We start from the raw sequence: 16,122 nt of genomic DNA on the forward strand, positions 1-16,122 counted from the left end.
GCGAGGGCGAACGATGCCGCGAGCAGGAGGAGTTGGAGGGGGCTGCCCAGGGGAATCCGCGGTCGCATCACAGGTCTCCGAACGTCAGCCGGGCCACCCACTTGGTGTTCAGCACGCCGGGTGCGGCGGGCACGATGATCCGTGCCGGGTAGCCGTGGTCGGGGGACAGTTCCTCGCCGTTGACGTACAGGGCGAGCAGCGAGCGCGGGTCGGCGACCTGGTTGGCGCGCAGGGCCGCCCGGCGAAAGGCGCCGCGCCGCTGGAGCGACTCGACGAACACGTCCGGTGGATCTCCCTCATGGCCGACGAGCGCGGCGAGGTCCCGCAGCCGTACACCTCGCCACCACTGGTCCGAGGTCGACCAGCCCTCTACGCAGGCGATGGGCAACGCGGAGCTGTGCAAAGGGAGTTGCAGCAGGTCTGCGCGGCTCAGGCGGACCGTGCCGGTGCGCCCCACGACCACGAGGCGCCAGGCGTCCCCGCTCGTCTGCGCCTCGTCGATCCCGGCGTAGGCGGCCGTCTTGTTGATCTGGAAGCCGTTCGGGCCGCTGCCCGGGTCGCCTCCACCGTGGGGTGCGAGCAGGGCGGTGCGGCGCGGGAAGCCGTCGAAGCCCTGCCCCGCCGTCGTGGCGAACAACAGCAATGAGCCGCCCCCGACGAACCACAGAGCGCCGCGCCGGGAGACGGTCGGCTCGGCGGGGCGTGGGGACACCAGGTCGTCCTTCTCCTCTTTCAGGTGCCGCAGATTGCGCAGCGCCTTCGGGGTCTTCAGGACGGCGTGGGCGACGAACGCGGCGAAGAACACCCAGGCCCCGTAGAAGTGCAGGGGGTAGAAGGAGCCCGGGAAGACATAGTCCAGCTGGACGTTGAGGATGCCCGTCACGAACTCGAACAGCGCACCACCGACCAGCAGCAACAGCGAGATCCGCTCCAGGGCGTGGGCGAGGGAGCGGGCCGGCGGCAGTGCGAACAGCTTCGGGATCACCGACCACAGCTTGGCCAGCAGCACCGGGATCAGCGTGATGCCGAGCGTGACGTGGACGCCCTGGGTGAGCCGGTACAGCCAGGGCGGGTCCGTCGGCCACGAGAACAGATAGAAGCCGAGGATCCCCTTGTCCGGGGTCTTGTCGTTCACCGGGGACAGGCCCGGGTTGTAGGCGGCGTACGAGACCAGGCCCGTCACGAACAGCACCGTGATCCCGCCGAGCAGGACGACACCCAGCACCGAGGTCAGCCACGGGCCGCGCAGCGGACTGCGCCAGAAGCCGGGCGAGGAAGGAGACCGTCTCATGCCCCGACCGTAGGACCGGATCGCCCCATGAAAGGGTCCGCGACCCATGACGAAACGCTGACGTCCGGCCCGGACGGCGGTACTTCTCCCATCGCCCGGCCTAGCGTGCGGATGTGAACCGCCCCGTCCTTCGCGACCTGTACGCCGTCCTGGCCGCCGTCCTCCTCGTCGTCGCCGCCGTACTGATCGGCCGGCCGATCCAGGACAGGCTGCGCGTCGGATGGCCCCCGCTCCTGGCCACCTGGGACCCGCACATCGGCCCCGGCACCGCACCGGCCGTCCTCGTCGCGGCGGCGACCGTGGCGTACGGTCCCGCGGTCGCCGCCCGCCTCCCCTGGCGAGCCCTCCTCGCCACGGCCTGGGGCACGTCCACGGCCTGGATCCTCTCCCTCGCCCTCGTCGACGGCTGGCACCGGGGCATCGCCGAGCAGCTCACCACCGCCAGCGAGTACCTCCGGGTCGTCGACCGCTTCGACGACATCCCGGCCACCTTGCGGGACTTCACCCAGCACATCCTGATCGACTCCCCCGACAACTGGCCCGCCCATGTCGCCGGGCACCCCCCGGCCGCCACCCTCACCTTCGTCCTCCTCGACCGGATCGGCCTGCGGGGCGGCGGCTGGGCCGGCATGTGGTGCGTCGTCGTCGGCGCGACGGCGTGCGTGGCCGTGCTGGTCGCGGTACGGGCGCTGGCCGGTGAGGGGCTCGCCCGGAGCGCGGCGCCGTTCCTGGTCCTGGCCCCGGCCGCGGTGTGGATGGGTACATCGGCCGACGCGTACTTCGCGGCGGTGGCCGCGTGGTCCGTGGCCCTGCTGGCGCTGGCGGTCACCGGCCGGTCGGTGGGCTGGGCGGCGGGAGCAGGACTGCTGTTCGGGCTCACCTGCTTTCTCTCCTACGGCCTGACGCTCTTCGCCCTCATCGGTGCGGCGGTGCTGTGGCTGGGCCGGCGGCGCGTCCGCGAACGGCCCGTCCTCCTCCTGCTGTTCGTGGCCGGGCTGGCCGTGGTGCCGGCCGCGTTCACACTCGCAGGGTTCAACTGGTGGGAGGCGTACCGTCTGCTGGTCACGCGCTACCACCAAGGCGCGGGCGGTGTACGGCCGTACGGCTACTGGGTCTGGGCGAATCTGGCGTGCACCGTCCTGATCACGGGCCTGGCGACGGTGGCGGGCCTGCGCCGGACAGCCGTGGCGCTGATCCGTCGGCGCAGCGACGACATCCGTCTCGCCCTCCTGGTGACCGCCGCCCTCCTCGCCCTCCTGACCGCCGATCTGTCCGGCATGAGCAAGGCCGAGACCGAACGCATCTGGCTCCCCTTCGCCATGTGGCTGCTCCCGTCCTGCGCACTCCTGCCCCACCCCCGCACCTGGCTGACCGCCCAGGCGCTGCTCGCCCTCCTCCTCAACCATCTGCTGCTCACCGGCTGGTGACGACTGCCCGGCCAGGGGCCGCACCATCTGCTGGTGCATGCGCGCTCCACGCCAAACCGGGCTGGTCGGTCAGGGGGCGATGATGCCAAGGCGCGAGAGCGTCAGAGGGATGTCACGGCCCGGTGCGGTCTGCCCGGGGCGACGAGTCCCGACTCGTAGGCCATGACGACGAGTTGTGTCCGGTCGCGGGCGCCGAGCTTGGCGAACAGGCGGGTCATGTGGGTCTTGACGGTCTGCTCCGCCACCACCAGCGCCGCGGCGATCTCCGCGTTCGACAGACCCTGTGCGACCAGCAGCATGACCTCCGTCTCCCGGGGCGTGAGGCCGTTCAGCCGCACGCGCGGGTCACGGCGTGGGGCGGGGCGGCGCCGGGCCACGTCCTCGATGAGGCGCCGGGTGACGGACGGGGCGAGCAGCGCCTCGCCCGCGGCGATCACCCGTACCGCCTGCACGAGTTCGGCGACCGGTGCGCTCTTGAGGAGGAAGCCGCTGGCCCCGGCGTGCAGTGCCTCGTAGACGTAGTCGTCGATGTCGAAGGTGGTCAGCATGAGCACCTTGGGGACGTGGACCACGCCGGGCGGTGGATCCAGCAGCCGTCGTGCCGCTTCGAGTCCGTCCATCTCGGGCATCCGTACGTCCATCAGCACCACGTCGGCGTGTGTGCTGCGGCTGACCTCGATGCCGAGCCGGCCGTTGGGCGCCTCCCCCACGACGTCGATGTCGCTCTGCGTCGACAGCAACGCGGCGAACCCCGAACGCACCATGTCCTGGTCGTCCACGACGACCACCCGGATCACCATGATCACCTCTCCTGTTCCGGTCCCACCTGCCGGGCTCCACTCTTCCCTCGCGGCAGGTGCGCCCGCCTCGGCCGAACGGCCATGAGCGACCGTCCGGGAGGGAACAGGCCTCGGCCGAAAGGCGGATGACGGAGTGTCACAGATCTGAGCACGGCGGCCGGCCCGGTCCTCAGGGCACGCTCACCCCACCGCCCGGCGTCACGACGACTTCTGCGTCGGCAGCATTGCCCTGACCTGCCAGCCGCGGCGGTCGGATCGAGGTCCCGTACGCAGTTCGCCGCCGAGCGCGGTGACCCGTTCGGTCAGCCCGACCAGGCCGAAGCCGCCGCCACGCGCGGCGGTCGGCAGCCGGGTGCCGCCACGGCCGTCGTCGCGCACCGTCACCTCCAGCGCGCGGCCGTCGTGGACCAGGTCGACCGCCACCTCGGTGGCATCGGCGGCGTGGCGCCGTACGTTGGTGAGCGCCTCCTGGACCACACGGTAGGCAGCCGCCTGCACCTCGTGCGGCAGGTCGTCGGGCACCGAGGAGTCGCGGCGCAGCGCGGCTTTCGGGCCGACCGGACCGACGAACCCTTCCACCAGTTCGGTGAGCGCGGCCAGGTCGCCCGTCGCGTCGCGGTCGGTCCTGCCGGCCTCGGGGGTCTCGCGCATCAGGCCGACGGTGCGGCGCATGGAGGCGAGGGCCTCGGTGGCGGAGTGCTCGACGTCCTTCAGGATCTTCGCCAGCCGCTCGGGGTCCGTCGTGGCCAGGAGCTGGGCCACCTGTGACTGCACGAGGATCCCGGTGACATGGTGGGCCACGAAGTCGTGCAGGTCGGCGGCCATGGCGAGGCGTTCGGCCCGCTGTGTCTCGGTGACCGCGACGCGGCGGCGGTGGTCCAGGGCCCGCAGATACCCGCCCAGCCCGGCGACCACGCCGACCAGCAACAGCATGCCGAACGGATTGACCGACGACTCACCGGCGGTCTGCCGGTAGGGCAGGGCCAGCATCGCCGCACCGTCGAGAGCGCCGCACAGCGCCGCCCACGGCATGGGGCAGTCGCGCACCGCGATCAGGAGCAGGCAGAGCAGGGCGGCTTGTTCGCCGGGGCCGTCCAGCGCCTCACGGCCGGACACGACCACGGCGGCCGTCACGGCGCCGGAGACGACCGCGGGCACGGCGGTGCGCACCGCCGTGGTGAGCCACGCGGGCCGCCGGGCCGCGGGCCACAGGACCGCGGCCAGACCGATCGGCAGGACCACCAGCTGAGGCCACAACGGACCGCCGTCGAGGCCGGCGAACAGCAGGTCGACCCCGGCCGCCGACAGGAGAAGGACGACGCCGACCGCGCGCAGGAGGCCCTGCCGACGATCATCCGGTCCGGGAGACGCGCCGAGGGCGCGCACGCTGCTCAGGAGATCCACGGCGCGACCCTAGCCTCCCGACGACACGGCCGGATCGGCCGAATGGCCGAGGCCGCGCCCGGACAGGGACCGTCCTGTCGTGTTCCTCGACCGTCAGACCTAAATCGATTCACACACGGTACGAGCCCATTCTCGGCATAGCCATTGACCACCACGCCACGGAACCCTAACCTCCGGGCAATCGCATTGAAACCTTTCACGAGCCGAGGGTGCACCATGTCCTGGGACCTGTCGCGTCGAAGACTTCTCCAACTCGGTGGTGCCACGGCCGCCTCGGTCGTCCTGAGCGGGCCCCGGGCACTCGCGGCCGACGGCCCGGGCGGCATCCCGGCCCACGGCAAGCCGCCCGCGCCGACCGGGACGCTGGCCGATCTGCTCCCGCAGGCGCTCGCGACGAGCGCCGGGCAGCGCCCCCGGTTCAGCTGGCAGGTGCCCGACTTCGGCGCCGGCACCCTCCAGCACGCCTATCAGCTGCAACTGGCCGCCACTCCGGGCGGCTTCGAGGACGAGCGGCTCCTCTGGGACTCGGGCAGGCGCAGGTCCGCCGACTCCACCGCCGTCCCGTACGAGGGCGCGGCGCTCCAGCCTCGTACCGCCTACTGGTGGCGGGTCGCCAGCTGGGGCGAGAAGCGGTCGGCCTGGTCGGAGCCCGCCCTGCTCGCCACCTCGGTCGAGGACGAGTGGGAGGCCGAGCCGATCTGGGTGCCGTCCGGACCGGTCATGACGGACGGCACCTTCGCCGCCCGGCTGAGGATCACCACCGTGGCCGCCGGAGTGTGGTTCCGAGCCGCGAGCACCGCCAACAACTACATGTGGCAACTGCGCGCCGGCAGTCCCGGCATCCTGCGCAAGCACGTCTGCGTGAACGGCACCTACAGCGTCCTCGGTGAGGTCCGACTGCCCTCCGCCGTCGTCACCGGGGAGTGGCTGGACCTCTCCGTCACCATGACCGGCGCCACCTTCACCACCAGCGTCAACGGCACCGTGGTCGACACCACCACCGACACCCGCTACGCCTCCGGCAACATCGGCCTGCGCAACGGCCTCACCGAGTCGCAGGTGTACGACCGCGTCACCTTCACCGCCGCCGACGGGACCGTCCTCCTCGACGACGACTTCACCTCCGACAAGGGCACCTTCTCGACGGGCACGGTCTCCGGCGGCACGCTCACCTTCCCCACCGGCGCCTCCTCGCTCTCCTCCTACGGGGCCGACGACACCTGGGCGCTGCTGCGCCACGAGTACGCCACGGCCGCGGGCAAGGAGATAGCCGCCGGCATCCTCTATGTGGCCGCCGGCTCACCCGATCCGGCCCGGCAGTACGCGGCCAAGGTGTGGAGCAACGGCAGAGTCGTCGGGCACGCCTCCGTGCGCTCCGGCACCGGGACCGCGTACCAGGCGTTCGACGTCACCTCGACCCTGCGGGCCGACGGCGGGCCGAACGCGCTCGCCGCGCTGTGCTGGACCACCTCGCAGCAGAAGTTCCTGGCCCAGCTGGAGATCACGTACACCGACGGCAGCCGGACCACCGTCGCCTCGGGAGACCACTGGAAGGCGCGCCGCCAGGCCGGGTTGCTGCCCGCGAAGGGCAGTGCGGGCAGCGGCTACTTCACCGTCCCGCAGGAGTACTGGGACCTGCGTCAGGAGCCCGTCGGCTGGACCCGGCCCGGGTTCGACGACGACGGCTGGCACACTCCCGTCGTCCGCACCGCGATCAGCGGACTCGTCCCGGCCCCGATCGAGTCGCCGCGACTGCACGACGTCGCCCCCGCCTCGGTCACGAAGACCGCCGACGGCCGCTGGCTGGTGGACCTCGGCCGGGAGATCGTCGGCGGGCTGTCCCTGGAGGTCACCGGGAGCGCGGGCGACACCGTCGAGGTGCGCCTCGGCGAGGAGTTGAACTCCGACGGCACCGTCAGGTACCAACTGCGCGCCACCAACACCTACCGCGAGGTGTGGACGCTGCGCGACGGGAAGCAGAGCTTCGAGCACTGGGGTTACCGTGGCTTCCGCTGGGCCGAACTGCGCACGACGCTCGACCTTTCCGCGGCCGTCGTCACCGGGCGGGCCTGGCGGCTCGACTGGGACGACACCGACGCCTCCTTCCGCAGCTCCGACCCCGGTCTCGACCGGGTCTGGGAGCTGTGCCGGTACTCCATCGAGGCCACCCGCGGCGACCTCTACACCGACACCCCGACCCGGGAACGCGGCCCCTACGAGGGCGACGCACTGATCAACCAGCTCTCCGAGTACGGCGTCCAGCGTTCCTACGCGCTGGCCCGCTGGTCCAACGACTACCTGGCGCGCAAGGGCACCTGGCCCACCGAGTACCGGCTGATGTGCGCGCTGTCCGCCTGGGAGGACTACCTCGCCACCGGCGACGACCGGCAGCTCGCCAAGGACTACGACCTGCTCGCCGCGAAGAACCTCACCGCCCACCTGGACTCCCAGGGCCTGGTCCGCAAGGCGCCCGGCAGCAGCAGCCAGGACCTGGGCGACCTCGTCGACTGGCCGACCGCCAGCCGCGACGGATACGTCTTCACCAACGTCAACACCGTCGTCAACGCCTTCCAGTACGCGGCGTTCGACGCCCTCGCCCGCTGCGCCGCGGTGCTCGGCAAGGACGACGACGCCAAGGCCCTGCGCTCACGCGCCGACACCCTCGCCACGGCCATGCGTGCCACCCTGCTCGACAGCGGGGCCGGACGGTTCCTCGACGGCGAGGGCACCACGCACAGCGCCCAGCACGCCACCGCCTTCCCGGTCGCGCTCGGCGTCGCGGACACGCTCGACGACGAGGTGCGGGCCCGGCTCGGGGACACCCTCGCGGCGGGCGGCATGCGCGTGAGCGTGTACGGGGCGCAGTTCCTTCTCGACGCCCTCTTCCGGCTCGGCCGCGCCGACGCCGCGCTCTCCCTGCTCACCTCCACGGCGACCAACTCGTGGCTGCACATGCTCGACGACCTGAAGGCCACCATCGTCACCGAGGCCTGGGATCCCGCGCTGAAGTCCAACATGACGCTCTCCCACGCCTGGGCCTCGGCTCCGGCCAACGTGATCCCCCGGTATGTGCTCGGCGTCCGGGTCACCGTCCCCGGCGCGGAGGAGTTCCTGATCCGGCCCAGGACCGGCGCCCTGACCGATGTGGCGGGGAGGGTGCCGTCGGTGCGCGGTCCGGTAGAGGTCGCCGTGCACCGGTCGGCCGATGCCCATACGACACGGGTGACGGTGCCGCCCAACTCCCGCGCGGTACTGGAGGTGGAGATCGGCGACGCCGATCCGGCGGACTACCGGGTCTCGGCGAAGTCACCCGGCGGACGAGGACGCGTGGCGGTGACGCCTGTCGCCGACCTCACCGGCACCGTGCTGCGGATCGGGCCCGTTGGCTCCGGCACGACGAAGGTCGAGCGGGCCCGTTCCTGACGCGGAGAACACGGTGTGCTCCCCGTCAGATCTTCCAGGAGCGCAGTTGGTCCGCGACCTCGGGGACACGCAGTCGGGTGTCGCGGATCTTGCGCACCAGATCGGACAGGGCACCGTACGGCGGGTCGATGCCCTCGCCGGACTGGCTCATGTACTGGGCGGTGACGAACGCGGCGTACAGGCCGTTGCGGTAAGGGAGCGGCTCAAGGCGGACGATGGTGTGCATGAGCGCCGCGGCACGCCATGCGGCGTCCGGGTCGGCGGCGTGAAGTGTGGGCAGCTTGGTCTTGTGCCGGGCTACCGCGGCGACCAGCGCGGAATAGTCCGCGACGGACATGTCCTCGCCGTTGCCCAGGGCGGTCTCCTGGACGTCGAGGAGCCAGGAGACGTCGATGTGCAGGTGCATCAGGCGGCCGTGGCTCCGCCCGGGCGCTCGGCGGGGGGCACTTCGTCGGGGAAGGCGTCGTCGAACTCCCCGCGCAGCCGGTCGGCCCAGTGGCTCGCCCCCGTGATGAACTGCCTGCGCTGCATCTCCCGGACACCGAGATCGTGCAGATACTGCTTGAGGCTCTTGCCGTCGGCGGCCGCCGCCGCACGCACGCCTTCGAGTTCCTCGTCGGTGAACGACACGTTCAGGGATGGCATACACCCGATGGTACCTAGTAGGTGCCAGCCGCGCGAGGGGGTCGGCGCACAGGAGGACGTACAGGTGGTAGAGCCCGTCGTGCCAGATGACCTCCGGCGCCCAGAAGGTGTTGCGGCCCCCTTCCGTGTCCAGGCCGCCAAGGGTTCCCCGGTAGGTCCAGTCCAGATGCGGCTGCCGTCCGCCGACGGCGACCACGCCCAGGTCCGTGCCGTGGACCCAGGAGACACCGGGGCCGGGGGCGGTGGTGCGGCGATTGGTGCAGACGAGCCACCACTCGCCGGCCCTGCGGTTGAAGACCGTCACGGGGTCGGCGGCTCCGTCGTGTAGCGGGTCCCGGGAGAGCGGGGCACCGGCCACGGGGATCACAGGGTCTCCTTCGGTCATGGCGTCGGACAGGTCGTCGTCAGGCCCGGCTCCGCTCAACGCATCGTGGCGGTGGGGTCAGCCGCCCGTGGACTCCCGGACGACCAGCGAGAAGCCGCCCGTGACGTCCTGGTGCCGGGTCGGGGGCTCGCTTCCTTCGATGCGCCTGACCAGCAGGTCGACCGCGCGCTCGGCCATGCCCTCGTGGTCCGGGTCGACGGTGGACAGGGAGGGGATCAGGTACTCGCTCTCCGTGACGTTGTCGAAGCCGATGACCTTGACCTGGCCGGGCACCCGGACGCCGGTGTCGGCCAGGCCCCGCAGCACTCCCATGGCCAGGGAGTCGGTCACGCAGAACACCCCGTCGAAGTCGAGCCCGTCCGCCGTCGTCACCCGGGCCCACTCGGCACCGTCACGCATGCCGAACCTGTCCACCTGCCGCACGAGTGCGGGGTCCGCCGGCAAGCCCGCGTCCGCCAGGGCCTGCCGGTAGCCCGCGAGCCGCAGACTGGAGGTGTCGATCTCCTCCACGGCCCCGCACAGCAGCGCGATGCGCCGGCAGCCCCGCTCGATCAGGTGCCGGGTGGCCGCCCGGGAGGCGTCGAAGTTGGGCATGGCGACGTGGTCCACGGGGCCGCCGAAGATCCGGTCGCCGAGGATGACCACCGGGTGTTCCACCCGCAGCCGCTCCGCGTCGGCCTGTCCCATGCCCGCGGCGCTGAGGATGAGCCCGTCGTAGAGCCGGTTGCGGGAGAGGGAGAGGGCGTCCAGCTCGTTCTCCCGGGAGGCGGTCTGCTCGATGCTCACTCTCAGGCCGCGCCGCTCGGCCGCGGCGATGATGGTGGCCGCCAGCCGCCCGTAGTAGGCGCTGTCCACCTCGGGGACGGCGAGCCCGATGACCCCGGTACGCCCCTTGCGCAGATTGCGGGCGGCGACGTTGACCCGGTAGTCGAGCCGGGACATGGCCTCCAGGACCTTCTCGCGCGTGGAGGGGCGGACGTTCGGGTGGTCGTTGATGACGTTCGACACGGTCATCGGCGAGACTCCGGCCGCCTTCGCCACGTCCTGGATCGTCGCCACGCTCACCCCTCGTCCGCGTTCTCGGAACCCTTCCGCATGCTATGCCCCGCGTCCTCGCCCGTGCCCGGCGTGCGTCCCGCACGGGTGCGCAGCACGGTGAAGGAGTGCGGCGGGACGGGGCAGGGCGTTCCGGTCCGCCTGGTGTCGACGGGAGTTGCCGCGGCCCGCTCGAAGCGGCTGGTGGCGCCGGCTGCCTGGAGGGCGGTGCGGCGCGGCAGGAGGAGGACATGGCTGACTTCTTGCAGGTGCGGAGGCGGATGAGGATGAGGGGGCGCCAGACGGGCGGTTCGACCGCGGGGCGGGGGAGATACCCCCGTGGGATACCCCGCCCCGCGGGACGGCCGGACTGGGCCGGGTGACGTCGGGTCAGACCAGCGGAGCCTGGAGGGTGAGGAAGGAGTGCGGCGGCAGGGTCAGGGTCAGGCCGCGGTCGGTGGCGCTCAGGCCGTCGAACGGGCGAGGCGCGACGGCCGTGAGGTCCTGCGGGGTGTTGTGCGCCTGGAGCTTGTCGGCTGTCAGCAGGCGGGCGACCGGTGTGCCGAGGGTCCCGCCGCGCAGGTCCAGTGTCACCTCGGCCGGCTCGTCGGCGTCCAGGTTGGACAGGGAGACGAGGACCAGCCCGTCCTTGACGCTGGCGGAGACCGACAGTGTGTCGACCTCGGTGTCGCCCACCTGCCGCACGGCAGCTGCCGCGTTGAGGTGCACGGCGAGCGAAGTGGCGTCCTGGTGGCCCTTGTTCATCTCGAACACGTGGTAGGTCGGGGTCAGGACCAGCGCGTCGCCGTCGGTGAGGATCATCGCCTGGAGGACGTTGACGGTCTGGGCGATGTTCGCCATGTACAGGCGGGCGGCGTGCTTGTGGAAGATGTCGAAGTGGGTGGAGGCGACGAGGGCGTCGCGCAGGGTGTTCTGCTGGAACAGGAATCCGGGGTTGGTGCCGGGTTCGACGTCCCACCAGGTGCCCCACTCGTCGAGGACGAGGCCGACCGTGCGGCCGGGGTCGTAGATGTCCATGACCGTGGAGTGGCCGCTCAGGATGCGGTCGATCCGGCGGGCCGCGGCCATCGTGCGGTAGTAGTCGGCGGTGTCGAAGTCGGTGGCGCTGCCCTTGGCCTCCCAGGGGCCGACGACCGTGTAGTGGTGCACGGACAGGCCCTGGAAGAAGTTCTTCGGGGTGGCCTCGCAGCCGAAGCAGCTGATCTGCTGCATCAGCGTCTCGGTCCACTTGTAGTCGTCGTCGGAGGCGCCCGAGGCGATGCGGTAGAGCTTGTTGTCGCCGTGGTCGCGGCAGTAGGTGGCGTACTGGCGGGCCAGGTCGGCGGAGTACTCGGCGCGCATGTTGCCGCCGCAGCCCCAGGTCTCGTTGCCGATGCCCCAGAACTTCACCCGCCAGGGCTCCTCACGGCCGTTGGCCTTGCGCAGCCGCACCATGGGGCTGTCGCCGTCACGGGTGAGGTACTCGACCCACTCGCTCATCTCCTGGACGGTTCCGGAGCCGACGTTGCCGCTGATGTAGGCCTCGGCGCCGAGGAGTTCACACAGGGCCATGAACTCGTGGGTGCCGAAGTGGTTGTTCTCCTCCACGTTCCCCCAGTGCGTGTTGACCATCCGGGGGCGCTGTTCGCGCGGGCCGATGCCGTCCTTCCAGTGGTACTCGTCGGCGAAACAGCCGCCGGGCCAGCGCAGGTTGGGGATGTCCAGGGCGCGCAGGGCCTCGACGACGTCGAGCCGGATGCCTCCTTCGTTGGGTATCGGCGAGTCCTCCCCGACCCAGAAGCCGCCGTAGACGCAACGGCCGAGGTGCTCGGCGAAGTGGCCGTAGAGATGGCGGCTGATCGTCGGGCCCTCGATGTCGAGGTTGATGACCGCGGTGGCGTTGGGCACGGACGTACTCCTGCTTCGGTGTAGTGGTGTGTGAAGGGGTGCGGGGCGTTGAACAACCGGTTTCTTGTAGCGATACAAATATGTAGCGATACAAGAACGTGCCACCGCACCGGCGAAGGCGTCAAGAGGGCTGCGGCAAAGTCGTCCCGCCGAGTCCCATGGCCGATACCGCTGCCTTTTCAGGGCTGTTCCGACCTCTTGACACCGTCCGGCCGCCAGCCCTGACTTCGCCGAAGTCTCCCCAACCGGTTTTGGCAGGCAGGCGTTTCGGGGCGTTACGCCGCACCGCTGGAGAGCCGACCGGCACTGTGCGGCACACCCATGCGTGCGGTCGGTGTCACCTCGCACGGCCTGGAACGGCCCTGTGGCCGACCACCGCCACCGCCGCCGCCCGCGCCTCTTCGCCTCCTCCCCCTCCTCGCTCTACGCAGGTCTGATCACCCTGGCCCCGGCCTGGGCCTGCTACGGCTTCGCCCACCTCGAAGCACCCGGCTCCGTGATGTACCTCTCCGTGCCCGGCACCGACGCGCCGAGGCCTCCGCTCGACCGTGTGCCTTCGGCAGAAAGCTCGGTCGAGCGGAGGCGGCCGCGTCTCAGTCCGCGCTGACCGGGCGCCCGAGATCGGCCGATCCCGTCGCGCCCGCGGGCTGGGACGGGACGGGGGTGTCGGCCGATGGGGTCGCTTCATCCGCTTCCGGCACGAAGACGACTTCCCCGTCCAGCACCTTCTTCGCGCGCTCCGTGTCCAGGGCGCCCTCCCAGCGGGAGACCGCGAACGCTGCCACACAGTTGCCGAGGAGGTTGGTGGCCACGCGCATCGAGTCCATGATGCGGTCCACGCCCAGCAGCAGGGCGACGGCACCGGCGGGGATGACACCGAGCGCGGAAGCGGTCGCCGAGAGGGCGAGGAACGCCGAACCCGGCACGCCGGCCATGCCCTTGCTGGTGAGCATGAGCATCAGCACGACCGTCACCTGCTGGCCCAGGGTCAGGTCGACGCCGACCGCCTGCGCGATGAAGAGCGTCGCGATGGACAGATAGATCGAGGCACCGTCGAGGTTGAAGGAGTAGCCGGTGGGCACCACGAGGCCCACGGCATCGTCTCGGCAGCCCGCGTGACGCAGCTTCTGCATCATCCTCGGCATCACGGTCTCGCTGGAGGCGGTCCCGAGGGCGAGCACCATCTCTTCGCGGGTGTAGCGGACGAACTTCCACAGGCTCAGCCCGGTGAACGCCTTCAACGCCACCGCGAGCAGCAGCAGGAACAGCAGGGCGACGGCGTAGCAGACGCCGATGAGCTTGCCGTAGGTGGACATCACGCCCAGCCCGTACTGGCCCACCAGATGGGCGGTGGCGCCGAAGACCGCGAGCGGTGCGAGTTTCATGATGAAGCCGACGATCGCGAAGACGATCTCCTGCACCTGCTCGACGGCCGGGAGGACCGCGGGCACCTTGGTGTGGCCCAGGTGCAGCAGGGCCGTACCCACCAGGCAGGCCAGCACCAGCACTTGCAGGAGTGAGTTCTCGGCGAACGCGCCCACCGCGCTCTCGGGCAGGGCGTGCAGGATGAACTCGCTGGTGGACGGCAGGGAGCCGCCGCCGGTCTTCTCGTCGACGGCGGAGGCGTCCAGCGTGGACGGGTCCACGTTCATGCCCGCGCCGGGTTGGACGAGATTGCCCGCGAGCAGGCCGATGAGCAGTGCGAAGGTGGTCGCCACCTCGAACCAGATGAGGGCCTTGAGGCCGATGCGGCCGAAGGCGCGCAGATTGCCGGCCTTGGCTATGCCGGTGACGACCACGCAGAACACCAGCGGTGCGATGACCGCCTTGATGAGCCGTACGAAGCCGTCGCCGAGTGGCTGGACGGCGGTTCCTACGTCCGGCCACACCTTTCCGACGAGGACTCCGAGTACCAGGGCGCAGGCGACCTGCGTGAACAACGAGGTGCGCAGTAGACGTGCGGCGCGTCGCGACAGGGACGGGACGGACAGCGGCACGGACATCCTCCGATCCAGAATTCCGCTGAGCGGAATTCTATTTCCGTAGTGCGCCCGCCACTATGCTTCAACTCGCGATTCCGCAGAAGTCCACGACCCTTCACCGGGGAAATATTGGATGTTCATCCAAGCCCGAAGGTCCAGGCCAGACCGGGCCAGGCCGGGCCAGGCCGGGCCAGGCCTCGGATATGGCACGCCGTGCCGGGGGGACCCCCGTCCCGGTCCCCCGGTCGGCACGGCCGCAAGAGCGGGATCAGCGCTCGTGGTTGTGCATGACGTGCTTGGTGCGTGAGTAGTCGTCCAGCGCGTAGATCGACAGGTCCCGGCCGTAGCCCGACCCCTTGAACCCGCCCCACGGGACTTCGCCGGCCAGCACGAGATGGGAGTTGACCCAGACGGTTCCGAAGTCCAGTCGCGCCGCGATGTCATGGCTGCGGCGGGCGTTCTCGGTCCACACCGATGCCGACAGGCCGAGCGGGACGTCGTTGGCCCGCCGCACCGCTTCCTCCTCGTCGGCGAAGGTCTCGACCGTGATCACCGGGCCGAAGATCTCCTCGCGCGCCGCCTCGGCTCCTTCGGGGACGTCGACCAGCACGGTCGGTGCCACGAAGTACCCCGGCCCGTCGAGGGCCCCTCCCCCTGTCGCCACTCGCACGCCCTCTTCCTTGGCGCGCTCCAAGTACCCCGTGACACGGTCGAAGTGTGCCTTCGAGACCATCGGCCCGACCTCGACGTCCTCGCCGGAGACCGGCACACCGACCACCAGGGAACCGACCTCGCCGACCAGTTGCTCGACGAACTTCTCGGCGACCGATTCGTGCACGAGTACGCGGCAGGCGGCCCCGCACTCCTGGCCCGAGTTCCAGAAGCCGGCGGTGCGCAGTGCGGAGGCGGCGGCCGTGAGATCGGCGTCCGGGAAGACCACGACCGGCGCCTTGCCGCCCAGTTCGAGGTGCACCCGCTTGAGGGTGTCGGCGGCGGCCCGGGCGACGGCACGACCGCTGGAGACCGAGCCGGTCAACGCGATCATGTCCACGTCCGGGTGCTCGGCGAGCCGGGCGCCGGCGACCGCGCCGTGACCGTTCACCACGTTCAGCACACCGGGCGGCAGCAGGTCGGCCACGAGTTCGGCGAACTTCAGGGTGGTCAGCGGGGTCTGCTCGGACGGCTTGAGGACCAGGGTGTTGCCGGCGGCGAGAACGGGCGCGATCTTCCAGGCCGCCATGAGCAGCGGGTAGTTCCACGGAGTGATCACACCGATCACACCGAGCGGTTCGCGCAGGATGACCGAGAGATGGTTCTCGGCGTAGTCACCGGCGGCCAGGGACGTGGTCGCGCGCACCGCGCCGGCCATGAAGCGGAAGGTGTCGACGGTCATGGCGACGTCGTCCCGTGACACGGCGAGCGGCTTACCGGTGTTGGCCGACTCCAGCCTGACGAGGAGGTCGGTGTGCTCGGCCACCCGGTCGGCGATGGCGTGCAGCACCTCCGAGCGGTCCTTGGGAACCCGGCGCGCCCACTCGCCCTTGGCCGCGACCGCGGCGGCGACCGCTCGGTCGACGTCCTCGGGGGCCGCCTCGGGAATCCGGGCGATGACGCTCTCCGTGCTCGGGTCGACCACGTCGATGACGCGGTCGGTGGAACCGTCGAGGAAGGTCCCGTCGATGAAGTGGCGGGCCGGGGGGAGGTCGGCCTCGGTGATCAGGGAGGGTGCGTCTGCTGCCCGTCGCACCGTGGGCGTCGTCGTCGGACCGGCGGTAGTGGTCATGATCGGTGGCTCCTTGAGTGTGCTGGGGTGGGACAGCCG

At 70.9% G+C, this 16,122-nt stretch carries 12 protein-coding genes; 3 read left to right on the forward strand and 9 right to left on the reverse strand.

Translation table 11 applies throughout. The annotated features are described in order from the left end of the window. Positions 1-67 precede the first annotated feature (67 nt). A complete protein-coding gene (locus HLK59_RS31115; RefSeq protein WP_171144892.1) occupies positions 68-1,291 on the reverse strand; it encodes a molybdopterin-dependent oxidoreductase in 1,224 nt (407 codons plus the stop codon). A gap of 113 nt (positions 1,292-1,404) precedes the next feature. Between HLK59_RS31115 and HLK59_RS31120 the strand changes: the two genes are divergently transcribed. Continuing rightward, positions 1,405-2,718, forward strand: a complete 1,314-nt coding sequence (locus HLK59_RS31120; RefSeq protein ID WP_171144893.1) for a hypothetical protein — start codon at positions 1,405-1,407, stop codon at positions 2,716-2,718. 101 nt (positions 2,719-2,819) lie between these two features. Here the strand turns inward: HLK59_RS31120 and HLK59_RS31125 are convergent, their stop codons facing one another. Next, on the reverse strand, positions 2,820-3,518 hold the full coding sequence (locus tag HLK59_RS31125) for a response regulator transcription factor (protein WP_171144894.1): 699 nt from the start codon (positions 3,516-3,518) through the stop codon (positions 2,820-2,822). Positions 3,519-3,716: 198 nt separating this feature from the next. Next, complete coding sequence (locus tag HLK59_RS31130) at positions 3,717-4,922, reverse strand: sensor histidine kinase (protein ID WP_346779851.1); 1,206 nt, start codon at positions 4,920-4,922, stop codon at positions 3,717-3,719. A gap of 216 nt (positions 4,923-5,138) precedes the next feature. On the opposite strand from HLK59_RS31130, the gene HLK59_RS31135 reads away from it, so the two are divergent. Beyond that, positions 5,139-8,345 (forward strand): family 78 glycoside hydrolase catalytic domain, encoded by a 3,207-nt coding sequence (locus HLK59_RS31135; RefSeq protein WP_171144895.1) that lies wholly within the window; start codon positions 5,139-5,141, stop codon positions 8,343-8,345. Positions 8,346-8,370: 25 nt separating this feature from the next. Here HLK59_RS31135 and HLK59_RS31140 read toward each other — a convergent pair whose 3' ends face one another. The 4 genes from HLK59_RS31140 to HLK59_RS52475 all read right to left on the reverse strand — a co-directional run bounded on the left by HLK59_RS31140 (position 8,371) and on the right by HLK59_RS52475 (position 12,318). After that, positions 8,371-8,751, reverse strand: a complete 381-nt coding sequence (locus HLK59_RS31140) for a toxin Doc (RefSeq protein ID WP_171144896.1) — start codon at positions 8,749-8,751, stop codon at positions 8,371-8,373. Beyond that, positions 8,751-8,990, reverse strand: coding sequence for a hypothetical protein (locus tag HLK59_RS31145; RefSeq protein WP_171144897.1), 240 nt, complete (start codon positions 8,988-8,990; stop codon positions 8,751-8,753). Before HLK59_RS31145 ends, HLK59_RS31140 begins: the two co-directional genes overlap by 1 nt. Before the next feature lie 442 nt (positions 8,991-9,432). After that, positions 9,433-10,434, reverse strand: a complete 1,002-nt coding sequence (locus tag HLK59_RS31150; protein ID WP_171144898.1) for a LacI family DNA-binding transcriptional regulator — start codon at positions 10,432-10,434, stop codon at positions 9,433-9,435. 366 nt (positions 10,435-10,800) lie between these two features. Further along, positions 10,801-12,318 carry an alpha-L-arabinofuranosidase C-terminal domain-containing protein gene (locus tag HLK59_RS52475; protein WP_171144899.1) on the reverse strand — a complete coding sequence of 506 codons (1,518 nt, stop codon included), beginning with the start codon at positions 12,316-12,318 and terminating at the stop codon, positions 10,801-10,803. A gap of 364 nt (positions 12,319-12,682) precedes the next feature. Between HLK59_RS52475 and HLK59_RS31160 the strand changes: the two genes are divergently transcribed. Then, the gene (locus tag HLK59_RS31160; protein WP_171144900.1) at positions 12,683-12,925 is read left to right on the forward strand and encodes a hypothetical protein; all 243 of its coding nucleotides are present in this window, start codon (positions 12,683-12,685) and stop codon (positions 12,923-12,925) included. Here HLK59_RS31160 and HLK59_RS31165 read toward each other — a convergent pair. Both HLK59_RS31165 and HLK59_RS31170 read right to left on the reverse strand, forming a co-directional pair. Next, positions 12,912-14,315: a cation:dicarboxylase symporter family transporter gene (locus HLK59_RS31165; protein ID WP_171144903.1), complete on the reverse strand. Its 1,404-nt coding sequence runs from the start codon at positions 14,313-14,315 to the stop codon at positions 12,912-12,914. The genes HLK59_RS31160 and HLK59_RS31165 overlap by 14 nt on opposite strands. Positions 14,316-14,568: 253 nt before the next feature. Next, positions 14,569-16,083: an aminobutyraldehyde dehydrogenase gene (locus HLK59_RS31170; RefSeq protein WP_171144901.1), complete on the reverse strand. Its 1,515-nt coding sequence runs from the start codon at positions 16,081-16,083 to the stop codon at positions 14,569-14,571. Positions 16,084-16,122 lie beyond the last annotated feature (39 nt).

This window comes from Streptomyces sp. S3(2020), from assembly GCF_013044505.1.
Lineage (GTDB): Bacteria > Actinomycetota > Actinomycetes > Streptomycetales > Streptomycetaceae > Streptomyces.